We start from the raw sequence: 17,563 nt of genomic DNA on the forward strand, positions 1-17,563 counted from the left end.
CACCGCCCCCCGCACAGATCCGTACGTGCAGAACTACTGCATACGGCTCCTACCAAAGGTGTTGACGTAAAACCGCTCCGACGGATGCGGGTGGAGTATCTTGCAAGGAGGCAGGTATTTGCTGACCACACGACTGAACCGTGACCAAGGCAGCCGATGCCGCTGACTTCTTCGCATCAGTGCGTGACGCCAAGAGCGGCGCACTGCGTAAAGGAAGCCCGATAAGCGGCGAAGGTTGCCCGGCACTGCATGATAGTTAAAATACCCTTGAATCACCCGCCTCAGCCATCTACCTACCACAGGTACCGGTTCATGGCGACGCCGCATCAGCGTTTGCCGAATGCGCGCCAGCGATGCACGCATCCGCTTCTTGCTCGTCAACCGAATGATCTTGAATTGGCCATTCGACCGAGCCGTGCCACAGCAGTGCGTGAAGCCTAGGAAGTCGAATGTCTCCGGCTTTCCGGTCCCACGCTCTTGACGTTGTTGCGCGGCGAATCGCCCGAAGCGAATCAGCCGCGTTTTGTCCGGGTGCAATTCCAGTTTGAATTTGGCAAGACGTTCCCGCAGTGCTGCCAGGAAGCGTTTTGCATCGCCTTCGTATTGGAAGCCCACCACACTGTCGTCGGCGTAGCGTACGAGGATGACATCGCCAGCCGCATATCGTTGGCGCCACTGCTGCGCCCATAAATCCAGCACATAGTGCAAGTAGATATTTGAGAGCAGGGGCGAAATCACAGAACCCTGAGGTGTTCCCCGCACAGAAGCAATGCGGCGTCCGTCCTCGAGAGTGCCTGCCTTCAGCCACTTTCGGATTATGCGAATTACTCGTCGATCAGCAATCCGATGTTCTAGAAAGCGGAGCATCCATTCGTGATCAATTTCATCAAAGAACGAACGAATGTCCGCATCTAAAATCCAGTTTACTTTCCGATCCGAAATCCCTACCGATAAGGCATCGAGCGCGTCGTGCTGACCGCGTCCCTGTCGAAACCCGTACGAGAACCCGAGGAAGTCCTGCTCATAGATTGCGCTCAGTACCGTGGCTACGGCCTGCTGCACAATCTTATCTTCCAGCGCTGCAATCCCCAACGCACGCAACTTGCCGTCCGCTTTCGGAATGCAAACCCGTCTGGACGCTTGTGCACGGTAGGCACCCGAATGAATCTCCCGGTGCAGTTCGTGTACGCGCCCATAAAGCTGGCTCTCGTAGTCGTGCCACGTTACTCCGTCCACGCCTGCCGCAGCCTGCTTGCGAAGAGCATAAAAGCTTTCCACCAACAGTGACGGCGTAACGTGGTGCAGCAGTGCCGTGAAACGCGACTTCCGATTCCGTCGAGCTGCTTCACGTACGCCTTCGAGTCCCGTCGACGCGCTTATATCCCGGCTCTGAGTCCGGGGCGCGGGGTCCTCGTCGGCGTTCCCTTTGGTTACACCCCTTCCCTCCATCACCTCCGCCGGGTCATCCCCTTTGTTCGGCAACTTCCTCGGTAGTATGGGCGTATCCGACTTCTCACCGGCGTCAATGGCTGGATTACGGTCATGGACCTTCCCAGCCCTGTCCGGCCACACTACGCCGGACACCGATGAGATCTCGCTGCTTCCGTATGAAAGACTTCCCGACATGCTCAGGGTCTCCGACCGCGCAGGATCAGCGCACGACTTGCGATTATCGTCGTGCTCCGTGTTGCCTTCCGCTTCGCTTAACAGCGTCGGCATCCCAGAAGAAATATTTCGCGGCTCAATGGCTGGCCTGTCGGTTTCCCCTGTCAACGCTTCGACATGTACCTCGCGATGCATGCCGCATGACTCGGGGCCAGAGTGATTCGCCACTTCTTCTCCGTATTGAACTTTCATCAACTATCTTTCATCGGCTTTGCAGCCGCACTAAGCGCTTTATCGCGACCGTGAACAACGACGAACGCCTTCTCCACAGCGAGTTTCTTGGCAATGGCTTCGCCTATTCCCTTGCTGCTGCCGGTGATCAGCGCCTTCTTGCCATACAATTGTAAATCCATTGTAAGAGCCCCACTTTTGAGTTGCTGATATTTGTCGAGGTTAGAGTGTGATGATGGATGAAACAAGTACGCACCTTTATGTACCCATCGGGCAAGAGAAGCGCGAAGTCTGCCTTGGGCCCGAGGGCTCGGTCGCTCACGTAACGAGAGTGATACGGATGGTGCAAGGGCGCTGGAAGTTAGCAATTCTCTTCAGGCTCTACGCCGATCCCTCAATGCGCACGTTGCAGTTAAAGCGGGATTTGCCGGGCATCTCGCAAAAAATGCTGACGCAGCATCTTCGCGAGCTAGCGATTGATCAGCTAGTCGACAGAGTCGATTTCGGCGAGACGCCCTTGCGAGTTGAATATCAATTGTCAGAAATGGGCAGACAGCTGCTGCCCGTGCTGATAGCGGCGCGCAAGTTTTCGGTCAGCCACCCGTCGTAGCAGCCGCCATCGCAAGTGTTGCTGCGGTTACCTCCCGGGACGGTATCGCGTTGGCGCCTGTCCAAACACACGTTTGAATGCATGACTGAACGCACTCTCCGACGCGTATCCGAACCGACCGGCGAGGCTCGCTATTGAACTTTCGTTTTTGCGCAAAGCGTCGTAGGCCAGCCGCATGCGCCAGCGCAAGACGTAATCAAGCGGTGACAAACCGACCAGCTCCTTGAAACGGACCGCGAAGCCGGAGCGAGACATCGTGGCTATAGACGCGAGTTCGCTCACTTTCCAGTGGTGGGCGACGTCGGCGTGGATCGAATTCAGGGCAGCGCCAATCCGCCGGTCGCTCAGCGCCCCAATCCATCCCGCCTTGGTTGCTCCCTGTAAGTTCACGTAAGCACGAAGCACCTGCACGAGCAAGATATCGGCAAGGCGACGGGTCATCAGCGACGATCCCATTTGAGTGTTTTCCAGCTCCTTATCGAGCATGTTTAATGTGCTGCGTAGAATCACTGCCTCCGGCTCCTTCACCGGGATAAGCAAAAAGGGAGGCAAAGCATCGAGCAGGAGCTGCGCGTCGCCGCTTTCGAAAACGAAGCCTCCGCCAAGCAGTATGTTTTCATCGCCACCAAGCCGATACACGTTCGACTGTAACTGCGCAAAAACTTGCGATGCTTCCTCTACTTCCTGCTGCGGATCGCTTGCAAGTACAAAAGCTGGCGAGTTGGCCAGTAGGAAGGTATCCCCCGCTTCGAGCCGGCACGGACTCTCGCCAGGAAGCGTAATCCAGCAACCCCCGCGGAGGACAGCATGGAACTTCAAAGAAGGCTTTGGAGGAAAACGTACGGCCCAGGCGCCCGCTGTCTCAAGGCGCGAGGTTGCCGCACTCTGTATATCCAACAGAGAAAAAACTTCTGATAACGGATCCATGGTTTTTTGGACGCTTGCGACGATTACATAGAGTATCTCGCATGGATCGCCGAGCTCGCTAAAGCGAAAATGAGATGGTGCTCACGGAGTTCAAAAGGAAAACCTAATGCAAGGTATCGAAGGAAAGGTCGTCGTTATTACCGGTGCGAGCAGTGGTATTGGCGAAGCCACCGCGCTCTTGCTCGCCGAGCGCGGCGCGAAACTTGTGCTCGGATCGCGTCGGCTGAACCGCCTCGAGGCAATCGCGACACGTATCAAAAATGCGGGTGGCGACGCGATCTATGCGCCGATAGACGTGAAGCGAAACGCCGACGTATCGGCGCTCGTCGCGCTGGCATGCAAACGGCACGGCCAACTGGATGTTCTCGTGAACAACGCGGGCATCGGGCCGATCTCTCCTCTGGACGATCTGCGTGTTGAAGAGTGGGAGGAGATGATCGACATCAACATCAAAGGCGTGCTCTACGGCATTGCGGCTGCGCTGCCGGTGTTTCGAAAGCAAGGCTTCGGACATTTTATCAACATTGCATCCACGGCAGGGCACAAAACCGTTGCGAACCAATCCGTCTATTCTGCAACGAAGTTTGCGGTACGCGCGATCTCCGAGGGATTGCGTCAGGAAGCGGGGGAACACCTCCGTGTCACGATCATTTCACCCGGCTTCGTCCAAACTGAATTCGTGAACGCCATTGCCGACCAGCATCTACGCGCTCAACTCGTTTTGGCTCGCGACAGAATGGCGATGCCGCCAGAGGCAATTGCTCGCTCGATCGCGTTCGCAATTGAGCAGCCGGCTGGCGTGGATGTGGGAGAAATAGTCGTCCGTCCCACGGCGCAGGGTTAGGTGCCGCGCTTAGAGGCAGCACTGCTGTTCCCGCAAATGAGTTCAGACGCCTGTTGCCAACAGATGAGTCACACGTCGGTCTGTTCTTTTTGGCCGGTTCCGATGGCCAAGTCTCACCTGCTATCCCGACGATCCAAGTGCGCAGGCGGAGCTCGCTGCGACTACGCACGCGAGCTGCTTAGCTCGTGGGTTTTCCCATCTTTGCCATTTGCTTGAACGGAGCTGGAGGCTGCGTTCGCTCTCCTGCGTTCAAGCGGTGCTCCGATGGCGTTTCGACGTAACGGTTCCGCCGCTACAGGGACCTCATGGCGAAAGGGCCGAGTCCGGGTCGTGCCCAAGACAGTCCAGCAGCCGTCAGTTCCGAGCCGCGGCCGCCACCTCTGAGGCGAACGTCTGCAGAAACTTGTCGCGGGTTACCTGCCCCATATCGACTGACTTTGCGTTTCCGCCTGCAACCACCTTGACGTCTACGATGCCGATCGCCTTGAGGATAAGTCGCAAGTAGTTGGTCGCGATATCTCGGTCTTGAATAGGAGAGCCCTGCGTGTAGACGCCACCCGATGCCATCAGGATGGTGCACGCTTTGCCGTGGACCAAACCCTCACCGGAGAAGCCGAGTGTTTTGCCCTTGCGCACGATATGGTCGATGTAGGCCTTTAAAACGGCAGGAACGTTGTAGTTGTAGACCGGCGCGCCGATGGCGATATGATCGGCCTCCAGGATTTCGCTCACGAGTTCGTCGGACAAGCGCAAAATGTCCTTCATTTCTGGCGTTTGTTGTTCTGGCGGCGTGAAATATGCCCCGAGCCACGGCATGGTTACGAAAGGCAGATTGCTTTCCATCAAATCACGCTCGACCACGCGGCCGCCCGGATGGTTTTCCAGCCAATTCTCGACGAACAGCTTGGTGAGTCCGCGGGACATTGAGTGTTCGCCACGTGGGCTGGACTCTACTACGAGCAGGGTGGGCATGAAGAAGCTCCTTAGTGGGATTGGGTTTTCGAACTGAACAGTTTGCTAAGAAGCAACGGCTCAGCCGAAGCGGAATCCGGAAATTGGTTTGCCAAGTGCGTGGCCATGGAAGTCGACAATTGCCTTTTCACCCGAGGCGGCACCAGCGGCGACCATCAGCGGCAACATGTGGTCCTCATGCGGTTGCGCATCGCGTGCACCAGGGGCACGTTCCCAGTCGATCAGCGATTGATCACGCGTGTCCGTCTCGGTGATAGCCTGCCGCAGCCACGCATCGAAGGCTTCAGCTTTTAAGTCTGGACCTGCACCGCCGAAGCCGCGCATGTTGTGGTACGTCTGACCGCTCCCGATGATCAGCACGCCTTGCTTGCGCAATGGCTTTAGAGCCCGAACGATTTCCAGGTGTGTCGCCGGATCGAGCCCCCTTTGCAATGAGAGCTGCACAACAGGAATCTCAGCGTCGGGAAAGGCGACCTTCAGCGGGACAAAGACACCGTGGTCGTAGCCCCGTCGATCGTTTGCGGCGCTCGGGAGCCCTGCGTCTTTCAGCAATGTGCGCACATGCGCGGCGAACTCGGGCGACCCCGACGCAGGCCACGTAATTTCATACGTGTAGTCAGGAAACCCGTGGTAATCGAACAGCAGCGGCGGCGCCGCCGAAATGTTAACTGTCGGCACCGACTCTTCCCAGTGCCCCGAGATCACGACCATGGCAAGCGGCGGCTCGCAGAGTGCAGAGGCAAAGTCGCCAAGGTAGTCCTCAAGCTCTTGCCACGTTGCGCGCATAGGTCCCGGCCGCAGAAAAAAGCATGGACCACCACCGTGATTGATAAAGAATGTAGGTTGCATGGAAGCAATATAACGGTTGAATTCTCTCGGCGGAACCGATTAAATTGTGATGGTTTCCATCATCTGGAGAGATAGCGTTGATAGGCAATCTCACGTTGGATCAATTACGGGTATTAGTGACCGTCAGCGACGCGGGGAGTTTTTCGGCGGCAGGACGGTCGCTCGGGCGCGTTCAGTCGGCGATCAGCCAAGCTGTGAAAACACTCGAGGAGACCCAGGGGATTGATTTGTTTGATCGGACCAGCCAAAAACCGACCCTGACCGCAGTTGGGCGCGTGCTCGTCGACCAAGCCCGCGCGATCCTCGCGAGCGCGGATCGTTTTGAGGCCATCGCGGCCGGAACGCGGATGGGGCTTGAACCGGCGCTGACCTTGGCGATCGATCCTCTTGTTCCGACCGCGCCGCTCATAGATAGCCTGCGCGCTCTTCGCGACACCTTCCCAGACCTTCCCGTCTCTTTTTCCACAGAAGGGGTGGGCGGAGCCGAGCGACGCTTGCGGGACCGCTCTGCGTCCCTGGCATTCTGTCTTTTGCTGCCGTCCGTGCCTGACGACTTGATGGCGTACCCACTCATGGATCTGAAGCTTATGCCCGTCGCTGCCGCAGACCACCCGCTCGTGCGCTTCGGCCGCAAACTGCACAGGGCTGATCTCGATGCCCACGTGCAACTGGTGCTATCGGATGCCCACGGCAACGATGGTCCGAGCTACGGGGTCATCGGCAGCCGGATTTGGCGCTTCGTTGATTTAGGGCGCAGGCTCGATTTCCTGCTTGCGGGTTTTGGCTGGTGCAAGATGCCGCCCTTCGTCATCGAGCCCTATCTAAAGGGTGGCCGATTGGTGAAGCTGGATATCTCTGACGAGGGTATATCCCCGACGGGAACGCTGCCAGTCTACGCAGTGCATGTCCGCAACCGGCCTTTGGGTCGGGCCGGAAGCTGGCTCCTGGAAGATCTACGAAAACGCCTCATCAAATAGAACTTGAACGGCTGTGTATTTCGCAAATTTTCTGCATTGAGGGAATCATGACCGCTGGTTGCTTCATCTCGCTTGGGCCCTGCCTTTACATCTCGACAGTGGTCGCCGGTCGACTGGGCTCACTTCAAGGCTCCGCACTGGGAGAGCCACGCTCGTTTCGTCATTGAACGCTGCATCGATTTTGGTTTGCATCAAGCGCAGCGCCAAGGCTGCTTCCGACCTCAGGCAGCGTCAGCGTTTCCTGCTTGGGGATATGGAAAACACCCACGTGGACGGCAGCGACCCATAATAGCTCTGCCGCTGATAGGTAAGCGAGTCAGTGATATGAAGCGCTCCGGGTTCGTCGGAGACCGTCGAGTTGGCGCTACGCCGCGCGTGCGGGCAACGCCTGATTCCGATTGTAAGCGTCCTCTGCTTCAGTAGGCGACACGTAACCGAGTGGGCCGAGCAGCCGCCGATGGTTATACCAATGGACCCATTCGAGTGTTGCCAGCTCAACCGCCTTTAGGTCAGGCCATGAGCGCCGATGGATGACCTCCGCTTTGTATAAACCATTGATGGTTTCGGCCAATGCGTTGTCGTACGAATCGCCGACGCTACCCGCTGATGGTTGCACACCTGTATCGAGCAAGCGATCTGTATAGCGAATGCTCAAATATTGCGACCCGTGGTCCGAGTGATGTATGAGCCCCTCGACCGGCTGGCGTTCGTACAGCGCCTGATTCAACGCATTCAGTACGAAGTCTGTGCGCATCGAGGACGACACCCGCCAGCCAACGATGCGTCGAGCGAACACATCGGTCACGAACGCCACGTACACGAAGCCTGACCACGTCGAAATGTATGTAAAATCCGCGACCCACAGCGCGTCAGGTCGGTCGGCCCGGAACTGCCGCTTCACCAAATCCGATGGGCACGGCACCGCATCATCTCGCTGAGTGGTCCTGATCACGCGGCCGCGCCGCACACCCTGGATGCCCATCGTTTTCATCAGGCGCTCGACCGTGCAGCGCGCAACCTTCACCCCGTCACGCAACAGCTGTCGCCACACCTTGCGGGCCCCATACACGGCGAAATTTTCCTCCCAGATCTGTCTAATCTGGGCCTTCAATACCGCGTCGCGGCGAGCTCGTGTCGACCATTGCTGCGGGTCGTGCCGGCGAGCCGTATGCCGATAGTATGTCGACGGGGCGATCGGCAACAACCGGCAGATCGACTCGACCCCGCAGAGCGCACGATGATCGTCGATAAACGTGATCATGACTTCGGTCGGCGGTCGAGCTCCGCCTGCGCGAAATACGCGGACGCCTTGCGCAGGATCTCGTTGGCTGTGCGCAGTTCCCGAACCTCACGCTCAAGCTCTTTGAGCCGAGCCAGATCCGCCGTCGTTGTGCCAGCCCGCTGTCCGCGATCACGCTCAGCTTGATTAACCCAGTTGCGCAGCGTCTCACGCGACATTCCCATCTTCGCGGCAATCGAGCGCATCGCCGCGCCCTGCGTCTCGTATTCGTGCTGGTGTTCCAACACCATCCTTACCGCGCGCTCCCGAACCTCATCGGAATACCTCGCCCCTGTCGGCTTCTTTACTTTGCTTGCGTTTTCCATACTTCAAATCTCCCATTACAGCCAAGATCCAAAGTCTCCTACATTTCCGGGGCGCTTAAATAAGACCCCCGACGATAGTTTTGCTATGAACAACGGTCCAACTGACCTTCACTGTCATCAGGCTCGTCAGTAGAGTCCCACGTTGGCAATCCTGCTGCGACGCAATCTTCCTTCGTCGCGGACGTGGCAAAGCAGTGAACGTTAATTCGCCGAAACTGAAGCATGTCTTGTAGATTTGGCATTACCCGCTCAATGACCTCCCGTGCCGACGCAACGTCATCGAAGACCTGCGCTTCCTCCAATTCGCCGGGCAAGAACCGCCGTTGCCGAACGGGCTCCGAGCACTGACGCCTGCGCAGGCGTCACTGGCAGAGTTCTTGATGCTCGATCCAGACTAACTCGCAGCAGCAGCCGAAGCCAGCCCGCCTCGATTGGCAGACGTCGACGACGACGCGCGCTTCGAGCCATGGCTGCTTGAACTCACCGCAGTTGAAATGCGTGAGGCCTTGCGCCAACTGCTTTGTGGAAACCCTCAGGAAACCGAACGAGGTTTGCGCACTCGGTTTCTAAACTGGGATCGCACTCGTAATCCCAACAGGGCCGAGCAGGGACGCGTCGGACGGTTGCTGAAATAGACGCTCGACGCGATGCTGCCCGCGCGCTTCGACTACGTCGCGAACGGGCAGCAAATGACGCTGCAGAGGTGCGCCGTATTGCCGAACGTCGTCGCTACCTGGATTCGCTGATCGAGCACGAAAGCACGACATGGGAGCGTATCGACACCACACTACAGCGCGGGTCCGGCCACGCATACGGTCAGGCGTTCCAACTTCTTCTGGATCTTGCAGAGGCCTACGCGTGCGTCAAAAACGAAGCCGTATTTCGCAGAGGCCTCGTTCGTTTGACGGCGAAACACGGGAACCGTGGAGCGTGGGTGAAGCGCCTAATGAACGGCGGCTTCATGTGGACGCCGAAAACGTAAGCCGGAACGTCACCGTAAAAGGAGCCGGCAAACGGTCCTCGCTGATAAAATCGGGTGTGACAACGACCTTCCCCGGACTCTCCCCCATCATGGACTATCGCGTCAGCTACGAGCACAGTCTGGCAAGCGCGCCCGACGACTACGTCGCCAAGGTTCCGTCGCAAGTTGTCGAAGGCGTGCCCGCGAACATTCCACGCGCCCTGCTTCCCGAGTACATCACTGATCTCATCCTGAAACGCTCCATGCGCATTGGCAAGATTCGCCATCTACGCATTATTTAGCGAACGCTGTCCCTTGATCCTGACATAGAGGTCACCGACACAAGACAGTCAGCATCCGGGTTACGAGAATGGCTCAATGTCTTGCGGCGAGTCGTGTGTCAACACCCTCGCCTATAATGCTAAAACTGATAGTGATTTCACGGCGGGGAGCCCTACTTTATGAGTCAAACACACGGGCGATACTCGGGATCTCGAGACAATGGCCAGCATCAATCGCGCCAACTTTCAAACACGACATCCCACCGACAGAACAAGCCATACGTAAAAGCTCCATCTACTCGAGACCTGGCACAGACGGCGTCCATTTTCAAAACGCGTTCGTTTAAATTGTTGGTAGACGCGGTGGGCGCGGAGAACGTCGCACTGGGACTCGACTCTAACTTAACGCGCGTGGCCGAGTTGGTGAACGGCGAGAGATTCACACCTGAGACAGCCTTTCATATCGAAACAACGCTTGGGCTACCCGATGGGTTCTTCGATCAACCCAATCCTGTCCTCATGCCCGAAACCATTAAGCGCTTGAGGTCACCACTAGACTTCATTCATGCGAACGCCGAACCAGAATCTACGTACGAGCAAGTGGTGAAGCCGGCGCCTGCCACGCAGGCCAACCATCACCCTACCCTCACCGATCGTTTGCCCAGAGAACCAGAAATGCCAAAGAAGACAAAAGACGGGTCGCAACGGGACGTCGCGAAAAACAACACTACGGCGGCGAAGCCTGCCACGGCAACCCCACTAAAATTGGCACCTGCGAAAGTTAGAGCGTCTTCAAAGTCGGCGGCTCAGCAAGCCTTGCCGTTGAACGACGTCGCAGCTTTGGAAAACATTCGCCGCGCTAACCCTGCACGTGCTTACGTCCCGCAAAGGATCGAAGGTGCGGCTCGGCGCGGTGATGGGAATTAGCGACTCCAACATGGCAAATCGGTTTTATGGGCAGAAACGGATGGACGATGCCGAAGCAAACCGGTTCACCGAACGCCTTGTTTTGCCGACTGGCTGGTTGGACGTTCCGCGTTCAGTAACGGACATCCCTGATTCGGTGTCGGGGTTGCTGGCTCCCCCGTCGCGCCGCCCTGCATCCGATCAGCAAGAACTGCCACCTTCGATTGCACCAAAAGCGATCGTGGCGAAGAAGTCTGTGCGTACGAAGGCGAAAAATACGAGTGCTCGACCTGCCATAGCCCCTAATGCGGATGGCACAGGCGGTCCAACAGGCGTCGCCGTTGGGACGAATGCGGTCACCGTGCAATTAGACCAAGCGGTCCCGTTCGCTGCCGATCCGACGATCAGGCAACCGGTTGATAACGATGCCTTGTACTCCGCCGCCGGTCAGCAGTATCCGTCAACCTCCGTAACGCAGGTCATCACGGATTCGCGCCGTCTCACTTCGGCAACCAGCTTGGACGATTTGCTAGGTATTGAACCGATAGCGGAGGCTCTGATAAAGACACTCGCTGGCAAAGCACGTACTGGTCGCCTAGACGAAATGAAAGCCCTGGAGCTGTTACAGCAAGCCGTATCGCTCTGACCTGATCCCGCATGGCAACTGTGGTATCTCCGGTCGAACTCTTGGCGGGATCACGCGTCTTATTTCGTGAATCATGGCAAGTTCGGCTGCCGTTAAGAGCCAATCTCCGTTGAGCAGAATATATCAGCGTCGAACCTGGCAAGTCCCTCTCGCAGTCCCTTGAAACCGCTCGAGCGGCCCAGTACCGCGCTGACAGGCGGCCGATTGTCGAAACTTGTCTGAGCGGGGCGCGCTTCGGCCATTACGGCCGCTCTCAATGTTCACGAAGCGGTCGTTTAATTATTCAAATACCTTCAACCATCCAGTGTCTTCAACGCAAGGTTGAGGTCGAACTCGAATGATCAGCGGGTTCAGTCTGGTCTATGAAATCCCGAACCTGATATGTCCGCTGACGCTCGACATGATCCGGAGAATTCACTAGACGCCGAGTCCGCCAGCTGAGAATAATCCAATTCGTCGACGTCACTCACTTCCTGCGTAGCCATGCGAGATGGGAACTGAGTTCAGCGGGACTCAGCTTTCGCCGGTCGAACAGTGGCACGCTTTCTTGTTGCAGCCTCTTGCGGCGTTGCAGGCAAGTTCGTTACCTTTGCTTTACCGGCAACGACGTTGCCAGATGTTGAATTACGGGGCGCAGCAGATGGCTTGACCGGCAATTTCTTTGTTACCGCTTTCTTGTCCGCCGCGGTCTTCGCGCTCGCGGTTGGCTTGCCAGCTGTCGAGACAGCCGGCTTAGCCGCCTTCTTCGCTGTGACCTTATCTGCCGATGGCTTGTTACTTCCGGCAGCAGGGTTGGCCGGTAGGTAAGCTTCGGCCATCTCGATGCCGAACACATCGGCCACTAGCGCGTCGTCGAGCACTTTGCGCGTAGCCGGGCGTTTTCTCGATTCAGGCAGACCGGTATCGACCTGGCCGATGAGATCATTGGCATCGACCCGGCGCAAGGCAAAGAGAAATTCCGGCTGCTGATCGAACCGTGCGCCGACGCCGTAGAGCACGGCAGCGACGTGCTTGCACATCGATGCCCAGTCCGGGCAACTGCAATTGAACGTGATTTCCTTGGGTGCCGGAAAAAGACCGGTGCCAGGTTTGCAGATGCGCTCCATCACGGCTGTCGAGAGCTTGCCCTGCAAGAGTTCCACGATCGAATCGATCGACCCCGAACAATCGGCTCCGATTGCTCGCCATTGTTTTTCAGGACACGCCGCCACGGTCATGGCGACCGTGTAGAGGCTCGAACCCATTACTTGAGCTCGCACTTCGCCTGCCGTAATCTGGAGGTCGATCACGGAACCGTTGCGCACATAGGTACGGCCGCGCGGCAAGCGGTTGGCATAGTCGCTGTAGCGTTCCAGATTGTCGCACCAGGCCTTGCCCCAGAAGGTCTTGGCGATGGCACCGCGATACGACGCGATGGGTGACAGGACCGCCCCAGCCTTTGTCGCCTTGGCGGCGGCCAGTTCAGCCTTTTTCCTGCGCGCGGCGACCGAGACATACGGCTTCCACCCCCCATAATCCATTGCGCTTGCCTCTTGACGATCAGTTTTCTTGCGCGGCATGAACGTCGAGCTTCACGAGATCGAGCAATTCGCGATCGCTCATCTCGGTGAGCAGGAGTTCTGCACCGCCCTCCAGCACATCCTTCACCAATTGCTGTTTCGCTTCGATCAACTGGTCGATACGGTCCTCAATCGTGCCACGGCAGATAAACTTATGCACCAGGACGTTTCTCTGCTGACCAATACGAAACGCGCGGTCGGTCGCCTGATTTTCCACGGCCGGATTCCACCAGCGGTCGTAGTGGATCACGTGGGAAGCGGCGGTGAGATTCAACCCCGTCCCACCCGCCTTTAGCGAGAGCACGAAGAAGGGTGTCAACTCATCCTCCTGGAATCGCTTGACCAGTTCGCGGCGCTTGGCCACCGGGGTGCCGCCATGGAGCACCAGACCTTCGCGACCAAAGATCGAACCCAGAAATGCCGCCAGCGGCTCAGTGGTCTCGCGGAACTGAGTGAATACCAGCACCTTTTCCTGCTTGGCTGCGATCACTTCGGCGAGTTGCCGCAGGCGGGCGAACTTGCCGCTGTCTTCCGCCTTCCACGCTGCGTCGCCCAGCCATTGCGATGGGTGGTTGCAGATCTGTTTGAAGCGCATCAGAAAGCTCAGCACCACACCCTTGCGACCGATGCCTTCGGCGTCCTCAAGCGCGGCGGCCAGTTCCTTCACCGCTCGCTGATAAAGCGCCGCTTGGCTCGGGCTCAGGTGGCACCAGGCCTTGAGTTCCGTTTTGTCCGGAAGGTCATCGATGACCCGCTTGTCGGTCTTCAGGCGGCGCAGGATGTAGGGTCGTACCAGCGTGCGCAGCGGGCCGAAGTGCTCCTCCTTCGCTAGCCGCTTGGTAAATTTGGCGAAGACTTTGTCCGAGCCCAGCAAACCCGGGTGGGTGAAATCGAAAATGGACCATAGATCGGACAGACGGTTTTCCACGGGGGTTCCGGTCAACGCGATGCGCGATTGTGCCTGGAGCTGCTTGACCTGTCGCGTCTGCTTGGCGCTCGGATTCTTGATCGCCTGCGCTTCATCGACGACGGCAACGCGCCATTGGATGGTCGCCAAGACCGGCTGGCGAAGAAGCGAGCCGAAGCTGGTGATGACGAGATCGATCTCCGCCACCCGCGCGGCATCCAGCGCACGCAAATCGGCCGCCGACATGACCGACGGATGGGCGATCAGCAGCGCCAAGCCGGGGGCGAAGCGCTCGGCCTCTGCTGCCCAGTTGGCCAGCAGCGATGCTGGAGCGACCAGCAGGCTGGGGCGCACCTCGGCGCTTTCGCGCTTGAGCACCAGCAGCAGGGAGAGCACCTGCATGGTCTTGCCCAGGCCCATATCGTCCGCCAGGCACGCGCCCAGGCCTAGCCGGCTGAGCAGATACAACCACCGCACGCCAGCGTGCTGGTAGGGCCGTAGGCTCGCCTTGAGTTCCGCACCCGGGCTGATCTGCGCCAACCCTTCCGGCTGACGCAGCTCCTGCAGGATGTCGGCCAGCCAAGGCCCAGCAACAAGCTGCGACCAGTCGCGATCAGCGGGGTCGCCGCTATCGTCGAGCGAAACACCTGCCAGAAGACGGAGGGCTTCGTTAAAGGGCAGACCGGCTTTTGCCGCCGTTTCCATGGCCTCGAATCGCTTCAGGAGGCGAGCGAGCCTTTTTTGGTCCACCTCGACCCAGCGACCGCGGATGAGTTGCAAGCCGTCGGCGCGATGGAGCAGGTCCCTGACCTCGGAGGCGCTGAGATGCTCGCCGTCGAGGGACACCTCGATGCTGAAATCGAGCAACGCATCCTTGCCCAAGAGCGAAGGCGGTCGTGCGCCGACGCTGGCTTTCACAACGGGACGAGCAGGACGACCCGCCTGCCAGACGCCTGGCGTGCGAACGACAATGCCGGCGGTTTCGAGTTTGGGCAGGTCTTTGAGAAAGCGGTGGGCGTCAAGCGGCGTCCAGCGCAGCGGATGGTATATCTCGCCGGTGCCCACCATGTCGCGAAGCCAATCGCAGTCTTGCGCGGCGCGCTGAACCGGCAGTAGCAGCGACAAGAGTTGCACCCGGCTCCTGGCCCCCGAAAATTCTGCAAGGGCTTGCGACAGCGGCTGGTGTTGCGCTTTGCCATGGGCTGACAGGCGCGAGGTGTAAGTCGCAAGGAAAGCAAACGGTGACTCCGGGTCCTTGCGGTTCTCAGCGAGGTTGAAATGCACGCGGCCGACAAGATTCCAGGCCGGATGGCGCGACTTGAGGAAATCCTGAAGCGAGACTTTTTCGATGGCCAGTTCCTGGTGCAAGGCGGTATCGATCTCGCCCCACAGCGTGACCAGCACATCGGGCGTTAGATACTCCCCGCCCGTCATCGGTGGCGCGTCGGCAATCAGAGCATTGAAATCCTTGGTAGCAGGCGTGACGACCGCGATCTCGCCGCCTTCGGGCGTGGCACACAAGGCGGTGACGTAGCGCGCGGCAAAATCACGCCACCAAGCCCATACGGGCGGCAAAATGCGGCCGATTTCGACCGTTCCCAGATGCAGCAGACCATGCCCCGCGCCAAGCGCAAAAGAACTGCCAAGCCGCAGTCGTATCTCCTCCACCAATAGTGGCGCGGCGTCCTCCGGCACCGCAAGCAGGTGACCGCCGGGCGTCAGGTGTGGCGCGAACATGTCGGGAGCGGTCAAGAACGCCCGTCCCCGTCGCACTGCTTTAGGAAGCGCTGAAGCCGCCTGTGTTCACGGAAAGTGGTTTCGTAATCAACTAGCATGCGCACCGGCCCAGTGCGAACTGGGCGAAGCTCCGTTTGCGCCCGGTCCGACCGAATTGCGGGGTGAACTAAGCTGCCGGGGTATGCGCGGCCGCTGTGTCGTGCATGTCTCATGAACTGTCTTTTCATCTGCTGTAGGACGACCTGATTGCTATATCAACTCACAGAAGTTCGCCCCCGGCACTGCCGCCGGCGGACCAACCCTCACCGTTACGGCGGTCCCGTTGAATTTCCGAATTCTGCGAGAAACAAGACTCATGATGAAAGGGTACCAAAACCTGAGGCACACGAGATGCAATGCCGATGGCGGCTCGATCCCGCGCAGGCGAAAAATAGTTGGCGCTAACGTATAAACAAGCAAAAGGCAGAATGTCTCCTTCGGTCGAGGATATGACGACCGACTCGAAGCTGGAATGACCGTTGCACTTCGACTTCCGCCGATCACCGACCGGTGTGATTCGCGCCATCGAGTTCGTTCGCGTCTATGCCGCGAACGCCCCTTGCTCAGCCCACCAGCCAATACTTCGCAAATTCGCTTGAAGCGGCGTACGGTCAAGGTGCAAGAAACTTGCTACTCTTTGTGTTCACTTCCGTGCCGCCGCTTACGTCACTCGGCAGGCATGCGAGGGAGGGATCATGCCATTCAAGGCTCAGTGGTACCGAGACAAGTTTGCAAAAAAACGAGGCAAAGGCTTCTGCGGCTATCCAGTGGCAACGGTTGCCTTCTACGGGCCAGACGACACGAGAGCGACGAAGGTCTCTGTTGGCATTGTCGCGTACGAAGATGCTGACGCGGACCCTCTTGAGCGGTGGTTTTGCGAAACAACCGATGCGAGAAACGATCCAGAAATCGCTGAAGCAATCGTTCGATTCATCGATCATCATGGTGCCAAATCGGTGGCGGCCGCTGATCGCATCATCGGCTGCCCGCATGAGGAAGGCATTGACTATCCGGAAGGCGAAAAATGTAAGCAGTGTCCGTTCTGGGCGCACCGTGATCGATGGAGCGGCGAGATCGTGAAGTGAGACGTCAAGAGGCAAGCGCTCCATCCTCGCGCTGCGGCATTCGTGACTCGCCTCGACGAGAAGGTCGCATGTGGCTCAACACGGTGCGGGGGGCCAAGCCCGTGGCGGGGTCCACGCAATCGTGAGCGCCTACGCGACTGGTTTCGACTCGACGATTGCGATGAGCCTCAGGCGCCGGAAAGGCTCCGCGGAGCCGGACATCCACCGATGCGGCGCGAAGCGTGGTCACGCGCGCAATGAAAGGTTCAGGGGCAAATAGGTACAGGGGCAAAGTTCCTGCTGGGGAAGGCGCGTTGTGGGATCTTCCTGAGCAAAGTGAGAATCACTGTTAATGCAAGGTGCAGAACCATGGGTTTTTCTTGCCGAACCTTCCTGATCGCTCGTGACGACACCCTCTGGCGGCTGTCAAGCACCAAGCTCGACCGGATGCTGCGAGATCCGGCAGGACACTATCTGCCCGATTTTGCAGGGCAACGAGCGCGAATGGCCAGCGTCGTGGTCGAGCTTGTGGCCAGAAACCCAATGCGCGTCGTTCGGAACACGTTTTTCATTCTTACTTTCGATGCCGAAGGTCGCATCGACCCGAGTAAATTCGAAAAGCAGCAATTCGCCCTCGCGGAGTCGGTCTTCGCACCGGTCTTTGCCGTATTCGCTGATGAGAGCAACCAAACAGTCGTCGACGCGACCTCCCGATTCATTGCACAAGGAGGCCAATGGGTTCCGTCACGCGCGTTGGCCCGCGTCATAGATCAGACCGCGTTGGGACAACGACAGTGCCGGCACCTGTAAGCGATCGCTCGAAGACTCCTCTACGGCATTCGA

15 protein-coding genes, 1 pseudogene and 1 other annotated feature are annotated in these 17,563 nt (G+C 58.3%); of the genes and pseudogenes, 8 read left to right on the plus strand and 8 right to left on the minus strand.

The features are described 5' to 3' along the window. Nucleotides 1-33: 33 nt before the first annotated feature. On the minus strand, nucleotides 34-1,857 hold the full coding sequence (gene ltrA, locus AXG89_RS30910) for a group II intron reverse transcriptase/maturase (protein WP_082771669.1): 1,824 nt from the start codon (nucleotides 1,855-1,857) through the stop codon (nucleotides 34-36). A 35-nt stretch (nucleotides 1,858-1,892) separates the two neighbouring features. Further along, a pseudogene (locus tag AXG89_RS30915) lies at nucleotides 1,893-2,018 on the minus strand (SDR family NAD(P)-dependent oxidoreductase); the annotation flags it as partial. 50 nt (nucleotides 2,019-2,068) lie between these two features. Between AXG89_RS30915 and AXG89_RS30920 the strand changes: the two are divergent. Further along, a complete protein-coding gene (locus AXG89_RS30920; protein ID WP_062174309.1) occupies nucleotides 2,069-2,446 on the plus strand; it encodes a winged helix-turn-helix transcriptional regulator in 378 nt (125 codons plus the stop codon). A gap of 27 nt (nucleotides 2,447-2,473) precedes the next feature. Here AXG89_RS30920 and AXG89_RS30925 read toward each other — a convergent pair whose 3' ends face one another. Beyond that, nucleotides 2,474-3,373: an AraC family transcriptional regulator gene (locus AXG89_RS30925; protein WP_062174311.1), complete on the minus strand. Its 900-nt coding sequence runs from the start codon at nucleotides 3,371-3,373 to the stop codon at nucleotides 2,474-2,476. Nucleotides 3,374-3,479: 106 nt separating this feature from the next. On the opposite strand from AXG89_RS30925, the gene AXG89_RS30930 reads away from it, so the two are divergent. Beyond that, nucleotides 3,480-4,217 (plus strand): SDR family oxidoreductase, encoded by a 738-nt coding sequence (locus tag AXG89_RS30930; protein ID WP_062174313.1) that lies wholly within the window; start codon nucleotides 3,480-3,482, stop codon nucleotides 4,215-4,217. A gap of 354 nt (nucleotides 4,218-4,571) precedes the next feature. On the opposite strand, the gene AXG89_RS30935 is transcribed toward AXG89_RS30930, so the two are convergent. Together AXG89_RS30935 and AXG89_RS30940 are read right to left on the minus strand one after the other, a co-directional pair. After that, complete coding sequence (locus AXG89_RS30935) at nucleotides 4,572-5,189, minus strand: FMN-dependent NADH-azoreductase (protein WP_062174315.1); 618 nt, start codon at nucleotides 5,187-5,189, stop codon at nucleotides 4,572-4,574. A gap of 60 nt (nucleotides 5,190-5,249) precedes the next feature. Further along, entirely contained in the window at nucleotides 5,250-6,038 is a 789-nt protein-coding gene (locus tag AXG89_RS30940; protein ID WP_062174317.1) for a DODA-type extradiol aromatic ring-opening family dioxygenase, read from the minus strand. Between the two features lie 77 nt (nucleotides 6,039-6,115). Between AXG89_RS30940 and AXG89_RS30945 the strand changes: the two genes are divergently transcribed. Further along, the gene (locus tag AXG89_RS30945) at nucleotides 6,116-7,015 is read left to right on the plus strand and encodes a LysR family transcriptional regulator (protein ID WP_062174319.1); all 900 of its coding nucleotides are present in this window, start codon (nucleotides 6,116-6,118) and stop codon (nucleotides 7,013-7,015) included. Nucleotides 7,016-7,379: 364 nt separating this feature from the next. Here the strand turns inward: AXG89_RS30945 and AXG89_RS30950 are convergent. Then, a protein-coding gene (locus AXG89_RS30950; protein ID WP_205583100.1) for an IS3 family transposase occupies nucleotides 7,380-8,620 on the minus strand; the annotation gives its coding sequence in 2 pieces (ribosomal slippage) (nucleotides 7,380-8,305 and nucleotides 8,305-8,620; 1,242 coding nt in all). Further along, nucleotides 8,202-8,318, minus strand: a sequence feature (AL1L pseudoknot). (Overlaps the previous gene by 117 nt.) A 1,071-nt stretch (nucleotides 8,621-9,691) precedes the next feature. Between AXG89_RS30950 and AXG89_RS30960 the strand changes: the two genes are divergently transcribed. The 3 genes from AXG89_RS30960 to AXG89_RS44465 all read left to right on the plus strand — a co-directional run bounded on the left by AXG89_RS30960 (nucleotide 9,692) and on the right by AXG89_RS44465 (nucleotide 11,414). Next, nucleotides 9,692-9,883 carry a hypothetical protein gene (locus AXG89_RS30960; RefSeq protein WP_062174328.1) on the plus strand — a complete coding sequence of 64 codons (192 nt, stop codon included), beginning with the start codon at nucleotides 9,692-9,694 and terminating at the stop codon, nucleotides 9,881-9,883. Nucleotides 9,884-10,042: 159 nt separating this feature from the next. Beyond that, the gene (locus AXG89_RS44460; RefSeq protein ID WP_335672002.1) at nucleotides 10,043-10,789 is read left to right on the plus strand and encodes a hypothetical protein; all 747 of its coding nucleotides are present in this window, start codon (nucleotides 10,043-10,045) and stop codon (nucleotides 10,787-10,789) included. Continuing rightward, nucleotides 10,779-11,414 (plus strand): hypothetical protein, encoded by a 636-nt coding sequence (locus AXG89_RS44465; protein ID WP_335672003.1) that lies wholly within the window; start codon nucleotides 10,779-10,781, stop codon nucleotides 11,412-11,414. The genes AXG89_RS44460 and AXG89_RS44465 overlap by 11 nt, the downstream gene beginning before the upstream one ends. 503 nt (nucleotides 11,415-11,917) lie before the next feature. Here the strand turns inward: AXG89_RS44465 and AXG89_RS30970 are convergent. Further along, nucleotides 11,918-12,973: a hypothetical protein gene (locus tag AXG89_RS30970; protein ID WP_442861779.1), complete on the minus strand. Its 1,056-nt coding sequence runs from the start codon at nucleotides 12,971-12,973 to the stop codon at nucleotides 11,918-11,920. Continuing rightward, nucleotides 12,954-15,617, minus strand: coding sequence for a DEAD/DEAH box helicase (locus AXG89_RS30975; protein ID WP_062174329.1), 2,664 nt, complete (start codon nucleotides 15,615-15,617; stop codon nucleotides 12,954-12,956). Before AXG89_RS30975 ends, AXG89_RS30970 begins: the two co-directional genes overlap by 20 nt. Nucleotides 15,618-16,351: 734 nt before the next feature. On the opposite strand from AXG89_RS30975, the gene AXG89_RS30980 reads away from it, so the two are divergent. Continuing rightward, entirely contained in the window at nucleotides 16,352-16,741 is a 390-nt protein-coding gene (locus tag AXG89_RS30980) for a hypothetical protein (protein ID WP_062174331.1), read from the plus strand. Between the two features lie 348 nt (nucleotides 16,742-17,089). Continuing rightward, nucleotides 17,090-17,530 carry a hypothetical protein gene (locus AXG89_RS30985; protein ID WP_069638473.1) on the plus strand — a complete coding sequence of 147 codons (441 nt, stop codon included), beginning with the start codon at nucleotides 17,090-17,092 and terminating at the stop codon, nucleotides 17,528-17,530. The last annotated feature ends 33 nt before the right edge of the window (nucleotides 17,531-17,563 follow it).

It is taken from the genome of Burkholderia sp. PAMC 26561 (assembly GCF_001557535.2).
GTDB lineage: Bacteria > Pseudomonadota > Gammaproteobacteria > Burkholderiales > Burkholderiaceae > Caballeronia.

Bases quoted from the DNA above. Each gene is read 5' to 3' on its own strand.
- AXG89_RS30940 (WP_062174317.1), bottom strand. From the start codon at position 6,038: ATGCAACCTACATTCTTTATCAATCACGGTGGTGGTCCATGCTTTTTT.
- AXG89_RS30930 (WP_062174313.1), top strand. From the start codon at position 3,480: ATGCAAGGTATCGAAGGAAAGGTCGTCGTTATTACCGGTGCGAGCAGT.
- AXG89_RS30975 (WP_062174329.1), bottom strand. From the start codon at position 15,617: ATGTTCGCGCCACACCTGACGCCCGGCGGTCACCTGCTTGCGGTGCCG.
- AXG89_RS30970 (WP_442861779.1), bottom strand. From the start codon at position 12,973: ATGCCGCGCAAGAAAACTGATCGTCAAGAGGCAAGCGCAATGGATTAT.
- AXG89_RS30985 (WP_069638473.1), top strand. From the start codon at position 17,090: ATGGGTTTTTCTTGCCGAACCTTCCTGATCGCTCGTGACGACACCCTC.
- ltrA (WP_082771669.1), bottom strand. From the start codon at position 1,857: ATGAAAGTTCAATACGGAGAAGAAGTGGCGAATCACTCTGGCCCCGAG.
- AXG89_RS44460 (WP_335672002.1), top strand. From the start codon at position 10,043: ATGAGTCAAACACACGGGCGATACTCGGGATCTCGAGACAATGGCCAG.
- AXG89_RS30920 (WP_062174309.1), top strand. From the start codon at position 2,069: ATGATGGATGAAACAAGTACGCACCTTTATGTACCCATCGGGCAAGAG.
- AXG89_RS30960 (WP_062174328.1), top strand. From the start codon at position 9,692: ATGGACTATCGCGTCAGCTACGAGCACAGTCTGGCAAGCGCGCCCGAC.
- AXG89_RS44465 (WP_335672003.1), top strand. From the start codon at position 10,779: ATGGGAATTAGCGACTCCAACATGGCAAATCGGTTTTATGGGCAGAAA.
- AXG89_RS30925 (WP_062174311.1), bottom strand. From the start codon at position 3,373: ATGGATCCGTTATCAGAAGTTTTTTCTCTGTTGGATATACAGAGTGCG.
- AXG89_RS30980 (WP_062174331.1), top strand. From the start codon at position 16,352: ATGCCATTCAAGGCTCAGTGGTACCGAGACAAGTTTGCAAAAAAACGA.
- AXG89_RS30935 (WP_062174315.1), bottom strand. From the start codon at position 5,189: ATGCCCACCCTGCTCGTAGTAGAGTCCAGCCCACGTGGCGAACACTCA.